Source organism: Undibacterium cyanobacteriorum (genome assembly GCF_031326225.1).
Classification (GTDB): domain Bacteria; phylum Pseudomonadota; class Gammaproteobacteria; order Burkholderiales; family Burkholderiaceae_D; genus Undibacterium; species Undibacterium cyanobacteriorum.
In genome coordinates, this window is record NZ_CP133720.1 from 2940822 (window position 1) to 2966942 (window position 26121).

The 26121-nt window shown below is 53.7% G+C and carries 2 protein-coding genes (1 of these 2 cut by a window edge); both read right to left on the minus strand.

The genetic code is table 11. The annotated features are described in order from the left end of the window. Window positions 1–16218, minus strand: a complete 16218-nt coding sequence (locus RF679_RS12440) for a Calx-beta domain-containing protein (RefSeq protein ID WP_309480952.1) — start codon at window positions 16216–16218, stop codon at window positions 1–3. After that, window positions 16196–26121, minus strand: partial view of a Calx-beta domain-containing protein gene (locus RF679_RS12445; protein WP_309480953.1) — the 3' portion only. 2836 nt of this gene lie beyond the right edge of the window; only the last 9926 of its 12762 coding nucleotides appear in the window; its start codon lies beyond the right edge, outside the window; its stop codon occupies window positions 16196–16198. The genes RF679_RS12440 and RF679_RS12445 overlap by 23 nt, the downstream gene beginning before the upstream one ends.

Below are 26121 nucleotides of genomic sequence, written 5' to 3' on the forward strand. Positions count from 1 at the left end.
TTAGTCAGTAACAAGTTTTCCTTTAGAAATCAAATCGTTAATCACTTGCAGATCGGTTGTGAAGCCAGACGTCAAATTAACGCCAGCGAACACAATTTGTTGCACGCTATTGTTGGTCACATCGGTGAACGTTCCACCAACAGCATGTCCAGCGGTGAACGCGCCGGTCGCACTGATGAAGGCCGTGGTGTTGGTACCATTCCAGCTGAAGTGAATAAACTTATCAAGTGTTGCTGCACTTTCACCAGACAAGAGATCACGCAGATCCAGACGATCACCACCAGATGCATATGTCCCGGTCGCAAAATCTGAGATCGTATCGATGGCTTGCGCTGCGTTAGTACCATTATCGTTCAAGGACCATTTGAACGTATCGGCACCTGCACTGCCAGTCAAGCTATCGCTACCTTGACCACCGATCAATACATCGTTGCCGCCGTTACCAACCAAAGTATCATTACCCGCGCCACCAGACATCCAATCGTTATTAGCACCACCGTTCAAGGTGTTGGCATTATTTGGTGTAGCTACCAAACCGACGTTATTACCATAGACATAATCATATCCATCAGCCCCCATTCCAGAGAGGATGGTGAACGTCACGTTTGCACTTGTTGAGCTAGCCGTACTTGCATTTGGCTCTGTCGCCACTGCTGTGACACCCAGAGTCAAATCACCGCTATAAGTCGATAACAGTTGCAGTTTGGCGGATGCCAACTCTGCGCCTGGTACGGTAACACTTCCGCCGACCACAGTAAATCCAGATGGATGAGCTGCCGTGATAATGTTTGCACCAGCCGGCAAGTTCGTGAATGTGTAACTCAAGACTTCAGATCCATCCGTGTCACTTAATGCACCTGATACATAGCTAGACAAGGCAATTTCTGTCCTTGTTCCGGACACTGCGTTACCTGCCAACATACCCTGCATTTCAGTCAATGTGATGTTATCGATCATTGCACCACGACCACTCGAATTGTACTGAATAGGATCAGTAACGATTCTGATCTGTTGAGATGCGCCGGTACCCACGAAACTAAAGTGCAGGTTCTCCCAATTGAGTGCATCGTTTGGACTGCTGCTTGCGTAGCTTGCCACTTTAACGCCATCAACATAGACCGTCATGCGGGTAAAGTCAGTTGAGAACCCATTACGTCCAGCATAATACAGAGACAAGTCATAAACATGACCTGCAACTGTTGTCACATTTCGTGAAATACCTAAGGTCTGGATCAGCGCGCCTGCTGCATCTGCGTTGTTCAATTCCAACCAGTTCGTACCGCCGCCTGGAGCGCCTGTTGCGATCGTGTAGCCAGTACCGTTTTGACCCGTGATCGTATCGCCGGCTGACCAGATTTCGAAGGAGTTCGTACCACCAGCGAAGTTATCTGGCGTATCAACACGAGTCCATCCACTCAAAGTTGTGGTTGTTGTGTATGCAGTCGAGGTTGTGTTCGGATTCAAAGTCGTTTGAGCAATTCCGGTATCTGCAGCCTCCCAAGACGTTGTGAACAAAGTCGCTTTAGTAAAGTTGGTTGTCGAAACTGTAGGTGTGTCCGCCACAGGTTTCACGTCGACCGTCAAAGTCGCTGTAGAACTCGTGTGACCGGCAGCATCAACACCTTGATACGTAAATGTCGCGTAATCGTTCTTCAAGTTACCAACACCAGCACTAGCAAAACTGCTGTCGCCCGACTGATTTGCAGCGGGCACAAAGCGTAAGCTGTTGGAACCAATCTGCGCCTGTGTCAACGTCGTTGTGCCTGCAACGACAGCAACCCAAGATGCGCCATTAAAGAATTGCAAGGTTCCGTTCGCTGGCAAAGACATGATCTTCACACTGAGCGTGTCACCTGCATTCGCATCAGTAATTCCGAAATCATTCCAGCCAAACAGATACGTACCACCAATGACACTACCGGCACCAGTAATTACTGAAGCTGCATCCTCATTAATATAGACTGAGCCATTCGCAGCAACTGGTGCAAAATCGTTGTCAGTAATCGTTGCTGTACCCAAGGCCGAAGCATTAGTCGTTGTTCCCGCGGTGCGGGTTGCTGTTAATGTGAAGGTCTCAGACGTTTCGATCAGAGTATCCTCAACGATCGGCGTCCGTACCAAGACACTGGTCGCACCAGCAGCAATCGTCGCTGTCGTTGCGTTAGTCCAGTTCAAACCACCGTCGGTCGATACCTGCAAGTTAGTCGCTGTGCCACTGCCGTAGTCCGTACCTGTGCCGGTCGCGGTGCCGTTGGCCAAGGCTAAGCTGACGGTCGTTGCGGTCGTCGATGCATTGTTCAAGCTGATTGTGAATTGTGCAAAGCCCGCACTTTCTGCAACCGTTGGGCTGGAAACTGACAAGGTCGGTGTGTCGTTGTCCGTACCACCTGTGCCCGTACCATCATCTCTGATCGTACCGACACCAAGGTTGTCGGCAATCGTCGCATTCGTCGGTGTCACCAAATTCACGTTGAAGGTTTCTGCGCCTTCAAAGATCGCTGGCGCATCGTTGGCGATATTGACTGTAATCGTCTGCGTCGTCACACCTGGAGCAAACGTCAAAGTGCCTGTCGTGCTAGTGTAATCACTACCCGCTGTCGCCGTACCATTGCTGGTGTTGTAACCCACTGTGACTGTCTGACCAGAGGCCGCCGACAAGGTCACCGTGAAGGTCGCTGTACCTGCTGCTTCATTGACAGTGATGTCATTGATGCTCAGGCTTGGTGTTGCGTCATTGTCCGTGATCGTCGCAGTTCCTACCGCCGATGCATTGGTCGTCGTGCCTGCCGTGCGCGTTGCCGTCAAGGTGAAGGTTTCGTCGATCTCATCCAAGGTATCTTCTGTGATCGGCGTCCGTACCAAGACACTGGTCGCACCAGCAGCAATCGTCGCTGTCGTTGCGTTAGTCCAGTTCAAACCACCGTCGGTCGATACCTGCAAGTTAGTCGCTGTGCCACTGCCGTAGTCCGTACCTGTGCCGGTCGCGGTGCCGTTGGCCAAGGCTAAGCTGACGGTCGTTGCGGTCGTCGATGCATTGTTCAAGCTGATTGTGAATTGTGCAAAGCCCGCACTTTCTGCAACCGTTGGGCTGGAAACTGACAAGGTCGGTGTGTCGTTGTCCGTACCACCTGTGCCCGTACCATCATCTCTGATCGTACCGACACCAAGGTTGTCGGCAATCGTCGCATTCGTCGGTGTCACCAAATTCACGTTGAAGGTTTCTGCGCCTTCAAAGATCGCTGGCGCATCGTTCGCGATATTCACCGTAATTGTCTGCGTGGTCACCCCTGGAGCAAACGTCAAAGTGCCTGTCGTGCTAGTGTAATCACTACCCGCCGTCGCCGTACCGTTGCTGGTGTTGTAACCCACTGTGACTGTCTGACCAGAGGCCGCCGACAAGGTCACCGTGAAGGTCGCTGTACCTGCTGCTTCATTGACAGTGATGTCATTGATGCTCAGGCTTGGTGTTGCGTCATTGTCCGTGATCGTCGCAGTTCCTACCGCCGATGCATTGGTCGTCGTGCCTGCCGTGCGCGTTGCCGTCAAGGTGAAGGTTTCGTCGATCTCATCCAAGGTATCTTCTGTGATCGGCGTCCGTACCAAGACACTGGTCGCACCAGCAGCAATCGTCGCTGTCGTTGCGTTAGTCCAGTTCAAACCACCGTCGGTCGATACCTGCAAGTTAGTCGCTGTGCCACTGCCGTAGTCCGTACCTGTGCCGGTCGCGGTGCCGTTGGCCAAGGCTAAGCTGACGGTCGTTGCGGTCGTCGATGCATTGTTCAAGCTGATTGTGAATTGTGCAAAGCCCGCACTTTCTGCAACCGTTGGGCTGGAAACTGACAAGGTCGGTGTGTCGTTGTCCGTACCACCTGTGCCCGTACCATCATCTCTGATCGTACCGACACCAAGGTTGTCGGCAATCGTCGCATTCGTCGGTGTCACCAAATTCACGTTGAAGGTTTCTGCGCCTTCAAAGATCGCTGGCGCATCGTTCGCGATATTCACCGTAATTGTCTGCGTGGTCACCCCTGGAGCAAACGTCAAAGTGCCTGTCGTGCTAGTGTAATCACTACCCGCCGTCGCCGTACCGTTGCTGGTGTTGTAACCCACTGTGACTGTCTGACCAGAGGCCGCCGACAAGGTCACCGTGAAGGTCGCTGTACCTGCTGCTTCATTGACAGTGATGTCATTGATGCTCAGGCTTGGTGTTGCGTCATTGTCCGTGATCGTCGCAGTTCCTACCGCCGATGCATTGGTCGTCGTGCCTGCCGTGCGCGTTGCCGTCAAGGTGAAGGTTTCGTCGATCTCATCCAAGGTATCTTCTGTGATCGGCGTCCGTACCAAGACACTGGTCGCACCAGCAGCAATCGTCGCTGTCGTTGCGTTAGTCCAGTTCAAACCACCGTCGGTCGATACCTGCAAGTTAGTCGCTGTGCCACTGCCGTAGTCCGTACCTGTGCCGGTCGCGGTGCCGTTGGCCAAGGCTAAGCTGACGGTCGTTGCGGTCGTCGATGCATTGTTCAAGCTGATTGTGAATTGTGCAAAGCCCGCACTTTCTGCAACCGTTGGGCTGGAAACTGACAAGGTCGGTGTGTCGTTGTCCGTACCACCTGTGCCCGTACCATCATCTCTGATCGTACCGACACCAAGGTTGTCGGCAATCGTCGCATTCGTCGGTGTCACCAAATTCACGTTGAAGGTTTCTGCGCCTTCAAAGATCGCTGGCGCATCGTTCGCGATATTCACCGTAATTGTCTGCGTGGTCACCCCTGGAGCAAACGTCAAAGTGCCTGTCGTGCTAGTGTAATCACTACCCGCCGTCGCCGTACCGTTGCTGGTGTTGTAACCCACTGTGACTGTCTGACCAGAGGCCGCCGACAAGGTCACCGTGAAGGTCGCTGTACCTGCTGCTTCATTGACAGTGATGTCATTGATGCTCAGGCTTGGTGTTGCGTCATTGTCCGTGATCGTCGCAGTTCCTACCGCCGATGCATTGGTCGTCGTGCCTGCCGTGCGCGTTGCCGTCAAGGTGAAGGTTTCGTCGATCTCATCCAAGGTATCTTCTGTGATCGGCGTCCGTACCAAGACACTGGTCGCACCAGCAGCAATCGTCGCTGTCGTTGCGTTAGTCCAGTTCAAACCACCGTCGGTCGATACCTGCAAGTTAGTCGCTGTGCCACTGCCGTAGTCCGTACCTGTGCCGGTCGCGGTGCCGTTGGCCAAGGCTAAGCTGACGGTCGTTGCGGTCGTCGATGCATTGTTCAAGCTGATTGTGAATTGTGCAAAGCCCGCACTTTCTGCAACCGTTGGGCTGGAAACTGACAAGGTCGGTGTGTCGTTGTCCGTACCACCTGTGCCCGTACCATCATCTCTGATCGTACCGACACCAAGGTTGTCGGCAATCGTCGCATTCGTCGGTGTCACCAAATTCACGTTGAAGGTTTCTGCGCCTTCAAAGATCGCTGGCGCATCGTTCGCGATATTCACCGTAATTGTCTGCGTGGTCACCCCTGGAGCAAACGTCAAAGTGCCTGTCGTGCTAGTGTAATCACTACCCGCCGTCGCCGTACCGTTGCTGGTGTTGTAACCCACTGTGACTGTCTGACCAGAGGCCGCCGACAAGGTCACCGTGAAGGTCGCTGTACCTGCTGCTTCATTGACAGTGATGTCATTGATGCTCAGGCTTGGTGTTGCGTCATTGTCCGTGATCGTCGCAGTTCCTACCGCCGATGCATTGGTCGTCGTGCCTGCCGTGCGCGTTGCCGTCAAGGTGAAGGTTTCGTCGATCTCATCCAAGGTATCTTCTGTGATCGGCGTCCGTACCAAGACACTGGTCGCACCAGCAGCAATCGTCGCTGTCGTTGCGTTAGTCCAGTTCAAACCACCGTCGGTCGATACCTGCAAGTTAGTCGCTGTGCCACTGCCGTAGTCCGTACCTGTGCCGGTCGCGGTGCCGTTGGCCAAGGCTAAGCTGACGGTCGTTGCGGTCGTCGATGCATTGTTCAAGCTGATTGTGAATTGTGCAAAGCCCGCACTTTCTGCAACCGTTGGGCTGGAAACTGACAAGGTCGGTGTGTCGTTGTCCGTACCACCTGTGCCCGTACCATCATCTCTGATCGTACCGACACCAAGGTTGTCGGCAATCGTCGCATTCGTCGGTGTCACCAAATTCACGTTGAAGGTTTCTGCGCCTTCAAAGATCGCTGGCGCATCGTTCGCGATATTCACCGTAATTGTCTGCGTGGTCACCCCTGGAGCAAACGTCAAAGTGCCTGTCGTGCTAGTGTAATCACTACCCGCCGTCGCCGTACCGTTGCTGGTGTTGTAACCCACTGTGACTGTCTGACCAGAGGCCGCCGACAAGGTCACCGTGAAGGTCGCTGTACCTGCTGCTTCATTGACAGTGATGTCATTGATGCTCAGGCTTGGTGTTGCGTCATTGTCCGTGATCGTCGCAGTTCCTACCGCCGATGCATTGGTCGTCGTGCCTGCCGTGCGCGTTGCCGTCAAGGTGAAGGTTTCGTCGATCTCATCCAAGGTATCTTCTGTGATCGGCGTCCGTACCAAGACACTGGTCGCACCAGCAGCAATCGTCGCTGTCGTTGCGTTAGTCCAGTTCAAACCACCGTCGGTCGATACCTGCAAGTTAGTCGCTGTGCCACTGCCGTAGTCCGTACCTGTGCCGGTCGCGGTGCCGTTGGCCAAGGCTAAGCTGACGGTCGTTGCGGTCGTCGATGCATTGTTCAAGCTGATTGTGAATTGTGCAAAGCCCGCACTTTCTGCAACCGTTGGGCTGGAAACTGACAAGGTCGGTGTGTCGTTGTCCGTACCACCTGTGCCCGTACCATCATCTCTGATCGTACCGACACCAAGGTTGTCGGCAATCGTCGCATTCGTCGGTGTCACCAAATTCACGTTGAAGGTTTCTGCGCCTTCAAAGATCGCTGGCGCATCGTTGGCGATATTGACTGTAATCGTCTGCGTCGTCACACCTGGAGCAAACGTCAAAGTGCCTGTCGTGCTAGTGTAATCACTACCCGCTGTCGCCGTACCATTGCTGGTGTTATAACCGACCGATACCGTCTGACCTGAGGCTGCCGACAGCGTCACCGTGAAGGTCGCTGTACCTGCTGCTTCGTTGACGGTGATGTCGTTGATACTCAAGCTTGGTGCACCATCATTATCAGTGATCGTGCCTGTTGCACTGACGCCACCAACGCTCACATTGTAATTTTCTGATGATTCACTGACTACATCATCTGTTGTCGGAACTGTGATCGTGAAGCTCGTCACACCGGCTGGAACGATCAAGTTACCACCGACCAAAGTCACACCATTCGAGAACGTTGGTGTGCCGTAGTCCGTACCACTCGTGGCTGTGCCACCGCCAATGGTGTAGGCGAAGCTGGTGCTGCTGGAAGACGTGTTCGTCAAGGTCACTGTGTGGACCAGTGCTGTGCCTTCTGTCTGTGTATCGCTGGTCACAGAACTGATCGTTGGTGCTGCGTCGTCATCGGTAATCGTACCGACTGCGCTCACACCACCGACACTGACGTTATACGTTTCATTCGCTTCGTCGATCGTGTCTTGTGTACTTGGTACCGTGATCGTGAAGCTCGTCACACCGGCTGGAACGATCAAGTTACCACCCACCAAAGTCACACCATTCGAGAACGTTGGTGTGCCGTAGTCTGTGCCACTCGTGGCTGTACCACCACCGATTGTGTACGCGAAGCTGGTGCTGCTGGAAGACGCGTTCGTTAAGGTCACTGTATGGACCAGTGCTGTGCCTTCTGTCTGTGTATCGCTTGTCACAGAACTGATCGTTGGTGCGGCATCGTCATCCGTAATCGTACCGACTGCGCTCACACCACCGACACTGACGTTGTAAGTTTCATTCGGTTCGTCGATCGTATCTTGTGTACTTGGTACCGTGATTGTGAAGCTGGTTACACCGGCTGGAACGATCAAGTTACCACCGACCAAAGTCACACCATTCGAGAACGTTGGTGTACCGTAGTCCGTGCCGCTTGTGGCTGTACCACCGCCAATGGTGTACGCGAAGCTGGTGCTGCTGGAAGAAGCGTTCGTCAAGGTCACTGTGTGGACCAAAGACGTACCTTCAGTTTGCGTATCACTCGTCACAGAACTGATCGTTGGTGCGGCATCGTCATCAGTGATCGCACCTGTAGCACTCACACCACCAACACTAACGTTGTAGGTTTCATTCGCTTCGTCGATCGTATCTTGCGTACTTGGTACGGTGATCGTGAAGCTCGTCACACCGGCTGGAACGATCAAGTTACCCCCCACCAAAGTCACACCGTTCGAGAACGTTGGTGTACCGTAGTCGGTACCACTTGTGGCTGTACCACCGCCAATGGTGTACGCGAAGCTGGTGCTGCTGGAAGAAGCGTTCGTCAAGGTCACTGTGTGGACCAGTGCTGTGCCTTCTGTCTGTGTATCGCTTGTCACAGAACTGATCGTTGGTGCTGCGTCGTCATCGGTAATCGTACCGACTGCGCTCACACCACCGACACTGACGTTATACGTTTCATTCGCTTCGTCGATCGTATCTTGTGTACTTGGTACCGTGATCGTGAAGCTCGTCACGCCCGCTGGAACGATCAAGTTACCACCGACCAAAGTCACACCATTCGAGAACGTTGGTGTGCCGTAGTCTGTGCCACTTGTGGCTGTGCCACCGCCAATGGTGTACGCGAAGCTGGTGCTGCTGGAAGACGCGTTCGTTAAGGTCACTGTATGGACCAGTGCTGTGCCTTCTGTCTGTGTATCGCTTGTCACAGAACTGATCGTTGGTGCGGCATCGTCATCCGTAATCGTACCGACTGCGCTCACACCACCGACACTGACGTTGTAAGTTTCATTCGGTTCGTCGATCGTATCTTGTGTACTTGGTACCGTGATTGTGAAGCTGGTTACACCGGCTGGAACGATCAAGTTACCACCGACCAAAGTCACACCATTCGAGAACGTTGGTGTACCGTAGTCCGTGCCGCTTGTGGCTGTACCACCGCCAATGGTGTACGCGAAGCTGGTGCTGCTGGAAGAAGCGTTCGTCAAGGTCACTGTGTGGACCAAAGACGTACCTTCAGTTTGCGTATCACTCGTCACAGAACTGATCGTTGGTGCGGCATCGTCATCAGTGATCGTACCTGTAGCACTCACACCACCAACACTAACGTTGTAGGTTTCATTCGCTTCGTCGATCGTGTCTTGTGTACTTGGAACTGTGATCGTGAAGCTGGTCACACCGGCCGGAACGATCAAGTTACCACCGACCAACGTCACACCATTCGAGAACGTTGGGGTGCCGTAGTCTGTGCCACTTGTGGCTGTGCCACCGCCAATGGTGTAGGCGAAGCTGGTGCTGCTGGAAGACGCGTTCGTTAAGGTCACTGTATGGACCAGTGCTGTTCCTTCTGTCTGTGTATCGCTTGTGACAGAACTGATCGTTGGTGCGGCATCGTCATCCGTAATCGTACCGACTGCGCTCACACCACCGACACTGACGTTATACGTTTCATTCGCTTCGTCGATCGTGTCTTGTGTACTTGGCACCGTGATCGTGAAGCTCGTCACACCGGCCGGAACGATCAAGTTACCACCGACCAAAGTCACACCATTCGAGAACGTTGGTGTGCCGTAGTCTGTGCCACTCGTGGCTGTGCCACCGCCAATGGTGTAGGCGAAGCTGGTGCTGCTGGAAGACGCGTTCGTCAAGGTCACTGTGTGGACCAGTGCTGTTCCTTCTGTCTGTGTATCGCTTGTGACAGAACTGATCGTTGGTGCGGCATCGTCATCGGTAATCGTACCGACTGCGCTCACACCACCGACACTGACGTTGTACGTTTCATTCGCTTCGTCGATCGTATCTTGTGTACTTGGTACCGTGATCGTGAAGCTGGTTACACCGGCTGGAACGATCAAGTTACCACCGACCAACGTCACACCGTTCGAGAACGTTGGTGTGCCGTAGTCCGTACCACTCGTGGCTGTGCCACCGCCAATGGTGTAGGCGAAGCTGGTACTGCTCGAAGACGCGTTCGTCAAGGTCACTGTATGGACCAGTGCTGTGCCTTCTGTCTGTGTATCGCTTGTCACAGAACTGATCGTTGGTGCTGCATCATCATCCGTAATCGTACCGACTGCGCTCACACCACCGACACTGACGTTGTAGGTTTCATTCGGTTCGTCGATCGTGTCTTGTGTACTTGGCACCGTGATCGTGAAGCTGGTTACACCGGCTGGAACGATCAAGTTACCACCGACCAAAGTCACACCATTCGAGAACGTTGGGGTACCGTAGTCCGTGCCACTTGTGGCTGTGCCACCGCCGATTGTGTAGGCGAAGCTGGTGCTGCTCGAAGACGCGTTCGTCAAGGTCACTGTGTGGACCAGTGCTGTGCCTTCTGTCTGCGTATCGCTTGTCACAGAACTGATGGTTGGTGCGGCATCGTCATCAGTGATCGTACCTGTAGCACTCACACCACCAACACTAACGTTGTAGGTTTCATTCGCTTCGTCGATCGTATCTTGCGTACTCGGTACGGTGATCGTGAAGCTCGTCACACCGGCTGGAACGATCAAGTTACCACCGACCAAAGTCACACCGTTCGAGAACGTTGGTGTACCGTAGTCGGTACCACTTGTGGCTGTGCCACCGCCAATGGTGTAGGCGAAGCTGGTGCTGCTGGAAGACGCATTCGTCAAGGTCACTGTATGGACCAGTGCTGTGCCTTCTGTCTGTGTATCGCTTGTCACAGAACTGATCGTTGGTGCACCATCATTATCAGTGATCGTGCCTGTTGCACTGACACCACCAACGCTCACATTGTAATTTTCTGATGATTCACTGACTACATCATCTGTTGTCGGAACTGTAATCGTGAAACTCGTCACGCCTGCTGGAACGATCAAGTTACCACCGACCAACGTCACACCATTCGAGAACGTTGGTGTGCCGTAGTCTGTGCCACTCGTGGCTGTACCACCACCGATTGTGTAGGCGAAGCTGGTGCTGCTGGAAGACGCGTTCGTCAAGGTCACTGTGTGGACCAGTGCTGTGCCTTCTGTCTGTGTATCGCTGGTCACAGAACTGATCGTTGGTGCTGCATCATCATCCGTAATCGTACCGACTGCGCTCACACCACCGACACTGACGTTATACGTTTCATTCGCTTCGTCGATCGTGTCTTGTGTACTTGGAACTGTGATCGTGAAGCTCGTCACACCGGCCGGAACGATCAAGTTACCACCGACCAAAGTCACACCATTCGAGAACGTTGGTGTGCCGTAGTCTGTGCCACTTGTGGCTGTACCACCGCCAATGGTGTAGGCGAAGCTGGTGCTGCTGGAAGACGCGTTCGTTAAGGTCACTGTATGGACCAGTGCTGTGCCTTCTGTCTGTGTATCGCTTGTCACAGAACTGATCGTTGGTGCACCATCATTATCAGTGATCGTGCCTGTTGCACTGACACCACCAACGCTCACATTGTAATTTTCTGATGATTCACTGACTACATCATCTGCTGTCGGAACTGTGATCGTGAAACTCGTCACGCCTGCTGGAACGATCAAGTTACCACCGACCAACGTCACACCATTCGAGAACGTTGGTGTGCCGTAGTCTGTGCCACTCGTGGCTGTACCACCACCGATTGTGTAGGCGAAGCTGGTGCTGCTGGAAGACGCGTTCGTCAAGGTCACTGTGTGGACCAGTGCTGTGCCTTCTGTCTGCGTATCGCTGGTCACAGAACTGATCGTTGGTGCGGCATCGTCATCGGTAATCGTACCGACTGCGCTCACACCACCGACACTGACGTTATACGTTTCATTCGCTTCGTCGATCGTGTCTTGTGTACTTGGAACTGTGATCGTGAAGCTGGTCACACCGGCCGGAACGATCAAGTTACCACCGACCAACGTCACACCATTCGAGAACGTTGGGGTGCCGTAGTCTGTGCCACTTGTGGCTGTGCCACCGCCAATGGTGTAGGCGAAGCTGGTGCTGCTGGAAGACGCGTTCGTTAAGGTCACTGTATGGACCAGTGCTGTTCCTTCTGTCTGTGTATCGCTTGTGACAGAACTGATCGTTGGTGCGGCATCGTCATCCGTAATCGTACCGACTGCGCTCACACCACCGACACTGACGTTATACGTTTCATTCGCTTCGTCGATCGTGTCTTGTGTACTTGGCACCGTGATCGTGAAGCTCGTCACACCGGCCGGAACGATCAAGTTACCACCGACCAAAGTCACACCATTCGAGAACGTTGGTGTGCCGTAGTCTGTGCCACTCGTGGCTGTGCCACCGCCAATGGTGTAGGCGAAGCTGGTGCTGCTGGAAGACGCGTTCGTCAAGGTCACTGTGTGGACCAGTGCTGTTCCTTCTGTCTGTGTATCGCTTGTGACAGAACTGATCGTTGGTGCGGCATCGTCATCGGTAATCGTACCGACTGCGCTCACACCACCGACACTGACGTTGTACGTTTCATTCGCTTCGTCGATCGTATCTTGTGTACTTGGTACCGTGATCGTGAAGCTGGTTACACCGGCTGGAACGATCAAGTTACCACCGACCAACGTCACACCGTTCGAGAACGTTGGTGTGCCGTAGTCCGTACCACTCGTGGCTGTGCCACCGCCAATGGTGTAGGCGAAGCTGGTACTGCTCGAAGACGCGTTCGTCAAGGTCACTGTATGGACCAGTGCTGTGCCTTCTGTCTGTGTATCGCTTGTCACAGAACTGATCGTTGGTGCTGCATCATCATCCGTAATCGTACCGACTGCGCTCACACCACCGACACTGACGTTGTAGGTTTCATTCGGTTCGTCGATCGTGTCTTGTGTACTTGGCACCGTGATCGTGAAGCTGGTTACACCGGCTGGAACGATCAAGTTACCACCGACCAAAGTCACACCATTCGAGAACGTTGGGGTACCGTAGTCCGTGCCACTTGTGGCTGTGCCACCGCCGATTGTGTAGGCGAAGCTGGTGCTGCTCGAAGACGCGTTCGTCAAGGTCACTGTGTGGACCAGTGCTGTGCCTTCTGTCTGCGTATCGCTTGTCACAGAACTGATGGTTGGTGCGGCATCGTCATCAGTGATCGTACCTGTAGCACTCACACCACCAACACTAACGTTGTAGGTTTCATTCGCTTCGTCGATCGTATCTTGCGTACTCGGTACGGTGATCGTGAAGCTCGTCACACCGGCTGGAACGATCAAGTTACCACCGACCAAAGTCACACCGTTCGAGAACGTTGGTGTACCGTAGTCGGTACCACTTGTGGCTGTGCCACCGCCAATGGTGTAGGCGAAGCTGGTGCTGCTGGAAGACGCATTCGTCAAGGTCACTGTATGGACCAGTGCTGTGCCTTCTGTCTGTGTATCGCTTGTCACAGAACTGATCGTTGGTGCACCATCATTATCAGTGATCGTGCCTGTTGCACTGACACCACCAACGCTCACATTGTAATTTTCTGATGATTCACTGACTACATCATCTGTTGTCGGAACTGTAATCGTGAAACTCGTCACGCCTGCTGGAACGATCAAGTTACCACCGACCAACGTCACACCATTCGAGAACGTTGGTGTGCCGTAGTCTGTGCCACTCGTGGCTGTACCACCACCGATTGTGTAGGCGAAGCTGGTGCTGCTGGAAGACGCGTTCGTCAAGGTCACTGTGTGGACCAGTGCTGTGCCTTCTGTCTGTGTATCGCTGGTCACAGAACTGATCGTTGGTGCTGCATCATCATCCGTAATCGTACCGACTGCGCTCACACCACCGACACTGACGTTATACGTTTCATTCGCTTCGTCGATCGTGTCTTGTGTACTTGGAACTGTGATCGTGAAGCTCGTCACACCGGCCGGAACGATCAAGTTACCACCGACCAAAGTCACACCATTCGAGAACGTTGGTGTGCCGTAGTCTGTGCCACTTGTGGCTGTACCACCGCCAATGGTGTAGGCGAAGCTGGTGCTGCTGGAAGACGCGTTCGTCAAGGTCACGGTGTGGACCAAAGACGTACCTTCAGTTTGCGTATCGCTTGTGACAGAACTGATCGTTGGTGCTGCGTCGTCATCGGTAATCGTACCGACTGCGCTCACACCACCGACACTGACGTTGTAGGTTTCATTCGGTTCGTCGATCGTATCTTGCGTACTTGGTACCGTGATCGTGAAGCTCGTCACACCGGCTGGAACGATCAAGTTACCACCGACCAAAGTCACACCGTTCGAGAACGTTGGTGTGCCGTAGTCGGTACCACTTGTGGCTGTGCCACCGCCAATGGTGTAGGCGAAGCTGGTGCTGCTGGAAGACGCATTCGTCAAGGTCACTGTGTGGACCAGTGCTGTGCCTTCTGTCTGCGTATCGCTTGTCACAGAACTGATCGTTGGTGATGCGTCGTCATCGGTAACCGTACCGACTGCGCTCACACCACCGACACTGACGTTGTAGGTTTCATTCGGCTCGTCGATCGTATCTTGCGTACTTGGTACCGTGATCGTGAAGCTGGTTACACCGGCTGGAACGATCAAGTTACCACCGACCAAAGTCACACCGTTCGAGAACGTTGGTGTACCGTAGTCGGTACCACTTGTGGCTGTGCCACCGCCAATGGTGTAGGCGAAGCTGGTGCTGCTGGAAGACGCATTCGTCAAGGTCACTGTATGGACCAGTGCTGTGCCTTCTGTCTGTGTATCGCTTGTCACAGAACTGATCGTTGGTGCACCATCATTATCAGTGATCGTGCCTGTTGCACTGACGCCACCAACGCTCACATTGTAATTTTCTGATGATTCACTGACTACATCATCTGTTGTCGGAACTGTGATCGTGAAGCTCGTCACACCGGCTGGAACGATCAAGTTACCACCGACCAAAGTCACACCGTTCGAGAACGTTGGTGTACCGTAGTCGGTACCACTTGTGGCTGTGCCACCGCCAATGGTGTAGGCGAAGCTGGTGCTGCTGGAAGACGCGTTCGTCAAGGTCACTGTGTGGACCAGTGCTGTTCCTTCTGTCTGTGTATCGCTTGTGACAGAACTGATCGTTGGTGCGGCATCGTCATCGGTAATCGTACCGACTGCGCTCACACCACCGACACTGACGTTGTACGTTTCATTCGCTTCGTCGATCGTATCTTGTGTACTTGGTACCGTGATCGTGAAGCTGGTTACACCGGCTGGAACGATCAAGTTACCACCGACCAACGTCACACCGTTCGAGAACGTTGGTGTGCCGTAGTCCGTACCACTCGTGGCTGTGCCACCGCCAATGGTGTAGGCGAAGCTGGTACTGCTCGAAGACGCGTTCGTCAAGGTCACTGTATGGACCAGTGCTGTGCCTTCTGTCTGTGTATCGCTTGTCACAGAACTGATCGTTGGTGCTGCATCATCATCCGTAATCGTACCGACTGCGCTCACACCACCGACACTGACGTTGTAGGTTTCATTCGGTTCGTCGATCGTGTCTTGTGTACTTGGCACCGTGATCGTGAAGCTGGTTACACCGGCTGGAACGATCAAGTTACCACCGACCAAAGTCACACCATTCGAGAACGTTGGGGTACCGTAGTCCGTGCCACTTGTGGCTGTGCCACCGCCGATTGTGTAGGCGAAGCTGGTGCTGCTCGAAGACGCGTTCGTCAAGGTCACTGTGTGGACCAGTGCTGTGCCTTCTGTCTGCGTATCGCTTGTCACAGAACTGATGGTTGGTGCGGCATCGTCATCAGTGATCGTACCTGTAGCACTCACACCACCAACACTAACGTTGTAGGTTTCATTCGCTTCGTCGATCGTATCTTGCGTACTCGGTACGGTGATCGTGAAGCTCGTCACACCGGCTGGAACGATCAAGTTACCACCGACCAAAGTCACACCGTTCGAGAACGTTGGTGTACCGTAGTCGGTACCACTTGTGGCTGTGCCACCGCCAATGGTGTAGGCGAAGCTGGTGCTGCTGGAAGACGCATTCGTCAAGGTCACTGTATGGACCAGTGCTGTGCCTTCTGTCTGTGTATCGCTTGTCACAGAACTGATCGTTGGTGCTGCGTCGTCATCGGTAATCGTTGCTGTACCGAGTGCGGATGCGTTGCTTGTCGTGCCAGCCGTACGTGTCGCCGTTAATGTGAAAGTCTCATCGATTTCGTCGATCGTATCACTAGTGATTGGCGTACGTACCAAGACGCTCGTCGAAATTCAAGCCACCATCGGTCGATACTTGAATATTCGTCGCCGTCGCACTACCGTAATCAACACCTGTGCCTGTTGCACTGCCATTGGCCAATGCCAAGCCTACCGTGGTAGCGGTCGTTGTTGCATTACTCAAACTCACAGTAAATTGTGCGAAGCCTGCTGATTCAGACACAACTGGGCTCGAAACACTCAAGCTTGGCGTGTCATCATCACCACCGCCTGTACCTGTACCATCATCGTGGATCGTGGTCGTCACGCTACCCGCGGCAATCGTCGCATTGCTTGGGCTGCTCAAATTCACTTGGAAATTCTCTGCGCCTTCAAACACCGCGTCATTGTTGATCGTGACCGTGAAGGTCTTGGTCGTTTCGCCTGGGGCAAACGTCAAGGTACCTGTGGATGCAGTAAAGTCGCTACCAGCAATCGCTGTGCCATTCGCGGTGCCATAGTTCACACTCACACTCGCTGGACTCGCACTGCTCAAGCTCACCGTGTATGTGATCGTACCTGCCGCTTCGTTCACATCAATTGGACCACTCAAGCTGATCGTAGGGACTGCGCCATCCGTGATCGTGCCTGTGCCTGTCACTGCTGTGACGTTTTGAGCTGTCGCTGCGCTCAAACTGATTGTTTCGCTGCCTTCGATCACACCGTCGTTGATTGTCGCAACACGTACTTGGAAGCTGCTGCTACCTGCTGGAACGCTGACACTACCGGTCAATGGGTTCCAGTTCACACCATCCGTTGAATACTCTTGAGCGCCTGTATCGGTACCCAAGGTCGCTGTACCGGAACTTGGTGTCACACTAACATTCGTTGCCGTGGTGCTGGTGCCACTCAAGTTCACTGTGAAGACTAAGTTGCCGCCTTCGCCTACAGTTGGGCTCGATACACTCGTTACCACCAAGCGGTCATCATCACCACCGCCTGTACCCGTTCCATCATCATGGATCGTGGTCGTCACACTACCCGCGGCAATCGTCGCATTGCTTGGGCTGCTCAAATTCACTTGGAAATTCTCTGCGCCTTCAAACACCGCGTCATTGTTGATCGTGACCGTGAAGGTCTTGGTCGTTTCGCCTGGGGCAAACGTCAAGGTACCTGTGGATGCAGTAAAGTCGCTACCAGCAATCGCTGTGCCATTCGCGGTGCCATAGTCGACACTCACACTCGCTGGGCTCGCACTGCTCAAGCTCACTGTGTACGTGATCGTTCCTGCCGCTTCGTTCACATCAATTGGACCACTCAAGCTGATCGTGGGCACTGCGCCATCTGTGATCGTGCCTGTGCCTGTCACTGCTGTGACGTTTTGAGCTGTCGCTGCGCTCAAGCTGATCGTTTCGCTGCCTTCGATCACACCATCGTTGATTGTCGCAACACGTACTTGGAAGCTGCTACTACCTGCTGGAACGCTGACACTACCGGTCAATGGATTCCAGTTCACACCGTCTGTGGAATATTCTTGGGCGCCTGTATCGGTACCCAAGGTCGCTGTACCGGAACTTGGTGTCACACTGACATTCGTTGCCGTGGTGCTGGTGCCACTCAAGTTCACTGTGAAGACTAAGTTGCCGCCTTCGCCCACCGTTGGACTGCTGACGGAGGTCACAACCAAGCGGTCATCATCACCACCGCCTGTACCCGTTCCATCATCATGGATCGTGGTCGTCACACTACCCGCGGCAATCGTCGCATTGCTTGGGCTGCTCAAATTCACTTGGAAATTCTCTGCGCCTTCAAACACCGCGTCGTTGTTGATCGTGACCGTGAAGGTCTTGGTAGTTTCACCTGGGGCAAAGGTCAAAGTGCCTGTGGATGCTGCGAAGTCGCTACCAGCAATCGCGGTACCGTTCGCGGTGCCATAGTTCACACTCACACTCGCTGGACTCGCACTGCTCAAGCTCACCGTGTATGTGATCGTACCTGCCGCTTCGTTCACATCAATTGGACCACTCAAGCTGATCGTAGGGACTGCGCCATCCGTGATCGTGCCTGTGCCTGTCACTGCTGTGACGTTTTGAGCTGTCGCTGCGCTCAAACTGATTGTTTCGCTGCCTTCGATCACGCCATCGTTGATTGTCGCAACACGTACTTGGAAGCTGCTGCTACCTGCTGGAACGCTGACACTACCGGTCAATGGGTTCCAGTTCACACCATCCGTTGAATACTCTTGAGCGCCTGTATCGGTACCCAAGGTCGCTGTACCGGAACTTGGTGTCACACTAACATTCGTTGCCGTGGTGCTGGTGCCACTCAAGTTCACTGTGAAGACTAAGTTGCCGCCTTCGCCTACAGTTGGGCTCGATACACTCGTTACCACCAAGCGGTCATCATCACCACCGCCTGTACCCGTTCCATCATCATGGATCGTGGTCGTCACACTACCCGCGGCAATCGTCGCATTGCTTGGGCTGCTCAAATTCACTTGGAAATTCTCTGCGCCTTCAAACACCGCGTCATTGTTGATCGTGACCGTGAAGGTCTTGGTCGTTTCGCCTGGGGCAAACGTCAAGGTACCTGTGGATGCAGTAAAGTCGCTACCAGCAATCGCTGTGCCATTCGCGGTGCCATAGTCGACACTCACACTCGCTGGGCTCGCACTGCTCAAGCTCACTGTGTACGTGATCGTACCCGCGGCTTCGTTCACATCAATTGGACCACTCAAGCTGATCGTGGGCACCGCGCCATCCGTGATCGTGCCTGTGCCTGTCACTGCTGTGACGTTCTGGGCTGTCGCTGCGCTCAAGCTGATCGTTTCGCTGCCTTCGATCACACCATCGTTGATTGTCGCAACACGTACTTGGAAGCTGCTACTACCTGCTGGAACGCTGACACTACCGGTCAATGGATTCCAGTTCACACCGTCTGTGGAATATTCTTGGGCGCCTGTATCGGTACCCAAGGTCGCTGTACCGGAACTTGGTGTCACACTGACATTCGTTGCCGTGGTGCTGGTGCCACTCAAGTTCACTGTGAAGACTAAGTTGCCGCCTTCGCCCACCGTTGGACTGCTGACGGAGGTCACAACCAAGCGGTCATCATCACCACCGCCTGTACCCGTTCCATCATCATGGATCGTGGTCGTCACACTACCCGCGGCAATCGTCGCATTGCTTGGGCTGCTCAAATTCACTTGGAAATTCTCTGCGCCTTCAAACACCGCGTCATTGTTGATCGTGACCGTGAAGGTCTTGGTCGTTTCGCCTGGGGCAAACGTCAAGGTACCTGTGGATGCAGTAAAGTCGCTACCAGCAATCGCTGTGCCATTCGCGGTGCCATAGTTCACACTCACACTCGCTGGACTCGCACTGCTCAAGCTCACCGTGTATGTGATCGTACCTGCCGCTTCGTTCACATCAATTGGACCACTCAAGCTGATCGTAGGGACTGCGCCATCCGTGATCGTGCCTGTGCCTGTCACTGCTGTGACGTTTTGAGCTGTCGCTGCGCTCAAACTGATTGTTTCGCTGCCTTCGATCACACCGTCGTTGATTGTCGCAACACGTACTTGGAAGCTGCTGCTACCTGCTGGAACGCTGACACTACCGGTCAATGGGTTCCAGTTCACACCATCCGTTGAATACTCTTGAGCGCCTGTATCGGTACCCAATGTCGCTGTACCGGAACTTGGTGTCACACTGACATTCGTTGCCGTGGTGCTGGTGCCACTCAAGTTCACTGTGAAGACTAAGTTGCCGCCTTCGCCCACAGTTGGACTGCTGACGGAGGTCACAACCAAGCGGTCATCATCACCACCGCCTGTACCCGTTCCATCATCATGGATCGTGGTCGTCACACTACCCGCGGCAATCGTCGCATTGCTTGGGCTGCTCAAATTCACTTGGAAATTCTCTGCGCCTTCAAACACCGCGTCGTTGTTGATCGTGACCGTAAAGGTCTTGGTCGTTTCACCTGGAGCAAACGTCAACGTGCCTGTGGATGCGGCGAAGTCGCTACCGGCAATCGCGGTGCCGTTCGCGGTGCCATAGTCGACACTCACACTCGCTGGACTCGCACTGCTCAAGCTCACTGTGTATGTGATCGTACCTGCGGCTTCGTTCACATCAATTGGGCCACTCAAGCTGATCGTCGGCACTGCGCCATCTGTGATCGTACCTGTGCCTGTCACTGCTGTGACATTTTGAGCTGTCGCTGCGCTCAAACTGATTGTTTCGCTGCCTTCGATCACACCGTCGTTGATTGTCGCAACACGTACTTGGAAGCTGCTGCTACCTGCTGGAACGCTGACACTACCGGTCAATGGGTTCCAGTTCACACCATCCGTTGAATACTCTTGAGCGCCTGTATCGGTACCCAATGTCGCTGTACCGGAACTTGGTGTCACACTGACATTCGTTGCCGTGGTGCTGGTGCCACTCAAGTTCACTGTGAAGACTAAGTTGCCGCCTTCGCCCACAGTTGGACTGCTGACGGAGGTCACAACCAAGCGGTCATCATCACCACCGCCTGTACCCGTTCCATCATCATGGATCGTGGTCGTCACACTACCCGCGGCAATCGTCGCATTGCTTGGGCTGCTCAAATTCACTTGGAAATTCTCTGCGCCTTCAAACACCGCGTCGTTGTTGATCGTGACCGTAAAGGTCTTGGTCGTTTCACCTGGAGCAAACGTCAACGTGCCTGTGGATGCGGCGAAGTCGCTACCGGCAATCGCGGTGCCGTTCGCGGTGCCATAGTCGACACTCACACTCGCTGGACTCGCACTGCTCAAGCTCACTGTGTATGTGATCGTACCTGCGGCTTCGTTCACATCAATTGGGCCACTCAAGCTGATCGTCGGCACTGCGCCATCTGTGATCGTACCTGTGCCTGTCACTGCTGTGACATTTTGAGCTGTCGCTGCGCTCAAGCTGATGGTTTCGCTGCCTTCGATCACACCATCGTTGATCGTCGCAATGCGGACTTGGAAGCTGCTGCTACCCGCTGGAACACTGACACTACCGGTCAATGGGTTCCAGTTCACACCGTCTGTGGAATATTCTTGGGCGCCTGTATCGGTACCCAAGGTCGCTGTACCGGAACTTGGTGTCACACTGACATTCGTTGCCGTGGTGCTGGTGCCACTCAAGTTCACTGTGAAGACTAAGTTGCCGCCTTCGCCCACCGTTGGACTGCTGACGGAGGTCACAACCAAGCGGTCATCATCACCACCGCCTGTACCCGTTCCATCATCATGGATCGTGGTCGTCACACTACCCGCGGCAATCGTCGCATTGCTTGGGCTGCTCAAATTCACTTGGAAATTCTCTGCGCCTTCAAACACCGCGTCGTTGTTGATCGTGACCGTGAAGGTCTTGGTCGTTTCGCCTGGGGCAAACGTCAAGGTACCTGTCGATGCAGTAAAGTCGCTACCAGCAATCGCTGTGCCATTCGCGGTGCCATAGTTCACACTCACACTCGCTGGGCTCGCACTGCTCAAGCTCACCGTGTATGTGATCGTACCTGCCGCTTCGTTCACATCAATTGGACCACTCAAGCTGATCGTAGGGACTGCGCCATCTGTGATCGTGCCTGTGCCTGTCACTGCTGTGACATTTTGAGCTGTCGCTGCGCTCAAGCTGATTGTTTCGCTGCCTTCGATCACACCGTCGTTGATTGTCGCAACACGTACTTGGAAGCTGCTGCTACCTGCTGGAACGCTGACACTACCGGTCAATGGGTTCCAGTTCACACCATCCGTTGAATACTCTTGAGCGCCTGTATCGGTACCCAATGTCGCTGTACCGGAACTTGGTGTCACACTGACATTCGTTGCCGTGGTGCTGGTGCCACTCAAGTTCACTGTGAAGACTAAGTTGCCGCCTTCGCCCACAGTTGGACTGCTGACGGAGGTCACAACCAAGCGGTCATCATCACCGCCACCACCGCCAGTGCCATCATCTTTAATAGTTCCAACGCCTTGATTATCAGAAATGATCGCATTTGTTGGCGCAACCAAATTGACATTAAAAGTCTCAGCACCTTCGAAAACCGTGTCATTTGCGATATTCACGGTAATTGTTTTTGTCGTCGTACCTGGTGCAAATGTCAAAGTGTCGGTTGTACTAATGTAATCACTACCCGCCGTCGCCGTACCATTGCTGGTGTTAAAACCGACCGATACCGTCTGACCCGAGGCTGCCGACAACGTCACAGTGAAGGTCGCTGTACCTGCCGCTTCGTTGACGGTGATGTCATTGATGCTCAAACTTGGTACACCATCATTATCAGTGATGGTGCCTGTCGCACTGACACCACCAACGCTCAGGTTGTAGTTTTCTGAAGATTCACTGACCGCATCATCTGTTGTTGGAACATTGATCGTGAAGCTCGTCACGCCCGCTGGAACGATCAAGTTACCACCCACCAAAGTCACACCATTCGAGAACGTTGGGGTACCGTAGTCCGTGCCACTTGTGGCTGTGCCACCGCCGATTGTGTAGGCGAAGCTGGTGCTGCTCGAAGACGCGTTCGTCAACGTGACTGTATGGACCAGTGCCGTACCTTCGATCTGTGTATCGCTGGTCACAGAACTGATCGTTGGTGCTGCATCATCATCAGTGATCGTACCGACCGCACTCACACCACCCACGCTGACGTTGTAGGTTTCATTCGGCTCGTCGATCGTATCTTGCGTACTTGGTACGGTGATCGTGAAACTCGTCACGCCAGCTGGAACGATCAAGTTACCACCGACCAAAGTCACACCGTTCGAGAACGTTGGTGTGCCGTAGTCTGTACCACTCGTGGCTGTACCACCGCCGATTGTGTACGCGAAGCTCGTGCTGCTGGAAGACGCATTCGTCAAAGTCACTGTGTGGACCAAAGACGTACCTTCAGTTTGCGTATCGCTTGTCACAGAACTGATGGTTGGTGCTGCGTCGTCATCGGTAATCGTTGCTGTACCGAGTGCGGATGCGTTGCTTGTCGTGCCAGCCGTACGTGTCGCCGTTAATGTGAAAGTCTCATCGATTTCGTCGATCGTATCACTAGTGATTGGCGTACGTACCAAGACGCTCGTCGAACCCGCAGCGATTGTTACACTCGTCGCAGAAGTCCAATTCAAGCCACCATCGGTCGATACTTGAATATTCGTCGCCGTCGCACTACCGTAATCAACACCTGTGCCTGTTGCACTGCCATTGGCCAATGCCAAGCCTACCGTGGTAGCGGTCGTTGTTGCATTACTCAAACTCACAGTAAATTGTGCGAAGCCTGCTGATTCAGACACAACTGGGCTCGAAACACTCAAGCTTGGCGTGTCATCATCACCACCGCCTGTACCCGTTCCATCATCATGGATCGTGGTCGTCACACTACCCGCGGCAATCGTCGCATTGCTTGGGCTGCTCAAATTCACTTGGAAATTCTCTGCGCCTTCAAACACCGCGTCATTGTTGATCGTGACCGTGAAGGTCTTGGTCGTTTCGCCTGGGGCAAACGTCAAGGTACCTGTGGATGCAGTAAAGTCGCTACCAGCAATCGCTGTGCCATTCGCGGTGCCATAGTTCACACTCACACTCGCTGGACTCGCACTGCTCAAGCTCACCGTGTATGTGATCGTACCTGCCGCTTCGTTCACATCAATTGGACCACTCAAGCTGATCGTAGGGACTGCGCCATCCGTGATCGTGCCTGTGCCTGTCACTGCTGTGACGTTTTGAGCTGTCGCTGCGCTCAAACTGATTGTTTCGCTGCCTTCGATCACACCGTCGTTGATTGTCGCAACACGTACTTGGAAGCTGCTGCTACCTGCTGGAACGCTGACACTACCGGTCAATGGGTTCCAGTTCACACCATCCGTTGAATACTCTTGAGCGCCTGTATCGGTACCCAAGGTCGCTGTACCGGAACTTGGTGTCACACTGACATTCGTTGCCGTGGTGCTGGTGCCACTCAAGTTCACTGTGAAGACTAAGTTGCCGCCTTCGCCCACCGTTGGACTGCTGACGGAGGTCACAACCAAGCGGTCATCATCACCACCGCCTGTACCCGTTCCATCATCATGGATCGTGGTCGTCACACTACCCGCGGCAATCGTCGCATTGCTTGGGCTGCTCAAATTCACTTGGAAATTCTCTGCGCCTTCAAACACCGCGTCATTGTTGATCGTGACCGTGAAGGTCTTGGTCGTTTCGCCTGGGGCAAACGTCAAGGTACCTGTGGATGCAGTAAAGTCGCTACCAGCAATCGCTGTGCCATTCGCGGTGCCATAGTTCACACTCACACTCGCTGGACTCGCACTGCTCAAGCTCACCGTGTATGTGATCGTACCTGCCGCTTCGTTCACATCAATTGGACCACTCAAGCTGATCGTAGGGACTGCGCCATCCGTGATCGTGCCTGTGCCTGTCACTGCTGTGACGTTTTGAGCTGTCGCTGCGCTCAAACTGATTGTTTCGCTGCCTTCGATCACACCGTCGTTGATTGTCGCAACACGTACTTGGAAGCTGCTGCTACCTGCTGGAACGCTGACACTACCGGTCAATGGGTTCCAGTTCACACCATCCGTTGAATACTCTTGAGCGCCTGTATCGGTACCCAATGTCGCTGTACCGGAACTTGGTGTCACACTGACATTCGTTGCCGTGGTGCTGGTGCCACTCAAGTTCACTGTGAAGACTAAGTTGCCGCCTTCGCCCACAGTTGGACTGCTGACGGAGGTCACAACCAAGCGGTCATCATCACCACCGCCTGTACCCGTTCCATCATCATGGATCGTGGTCGTCACACTACCCGCGGCAATCGTCGCATTGCTTGGGCTGCTCAAATTCACTTGGAAATTCTCTGCGCCTTCAAACACCGCGTCATTGTTGATCGTGACCGTGAAGGTCTTGGTCGTTTCGCCTGGGGCAAACGTCAAGGTACCTGTCGATGCAGTAAAGTCGCTACCAGCAATCGCTGTGCCATTCGCGGTGCCATAGTCGACACTCACACTCGCTGGGCTCGCACTGCTCAAGCTCACCGTGTATGTGATCGTACCTGCCGCTTCGTTCACATCAATTGGACCACTCAAGCTGATCGTAGGCACTGCGCCATCCGTGATCGTGCCTGTGCCTGTCACTGCTGTGACGTTTTGACCTGTGGAGGCGGACAACACTACCGTTTCATCACCCTCGATTAAGCCATCATTGATGGTATTAACGCGAACCAAGAAACTATCTAAACCTGCTGGAACATTCACGCCAGCTGACACACTCGTCCAAGTCAAACCACCATCTGTGGAATATTCCTGATTCCCTGTATCTAGGCCAACAGTCCCTGTCTCAGATTGGAGAGCAACATCGATTGGTGTCGTTAACGTGCTGACGCCGCTCAGTTTCACTGCAAAAACGAGGTCTCCACCTTCACCGACTGTTGGGCTCGAAACACTAATCACTGCTAGGCGATCATCATCACCACCACCTGTACCAACGCCATCATCATTAATGACTGTGTTAATGACACCGTCTGCAATTGTGGCATTCGTCGGTGCGCTCAAGCGAACTTGGAAATTTTCGGGACCTTCATAAACATTGTCATTTGTCACTGACACCGTAATGATCTTACTCGTCTCACCTGGGGCAAATGTAATAGTACCGCCCGCGACAGTGAAATCACTGCCCGCTAATGCAGTGCCATTGACTGTTGAGTAATTCACTGAAACAGGTACACCAATAGCACTGCTCAGTGTGACGGTATAACTAATCGTTCCAATGCCTTCATTGACGTCGATCGGTCCACTCAAACTAATTGTAGGAATCACGCCATCAACAATCGTACCGGTACTAGTGACTGGGGACACATTTTGAGCTGTTGCCGCCGACAAACTGATTGTTTCATTTCCTTCGAATACAGCATCGTTGATTGTCGCAACACGTACTTGGAAGCTGCTACTACCTGCTGGAACGC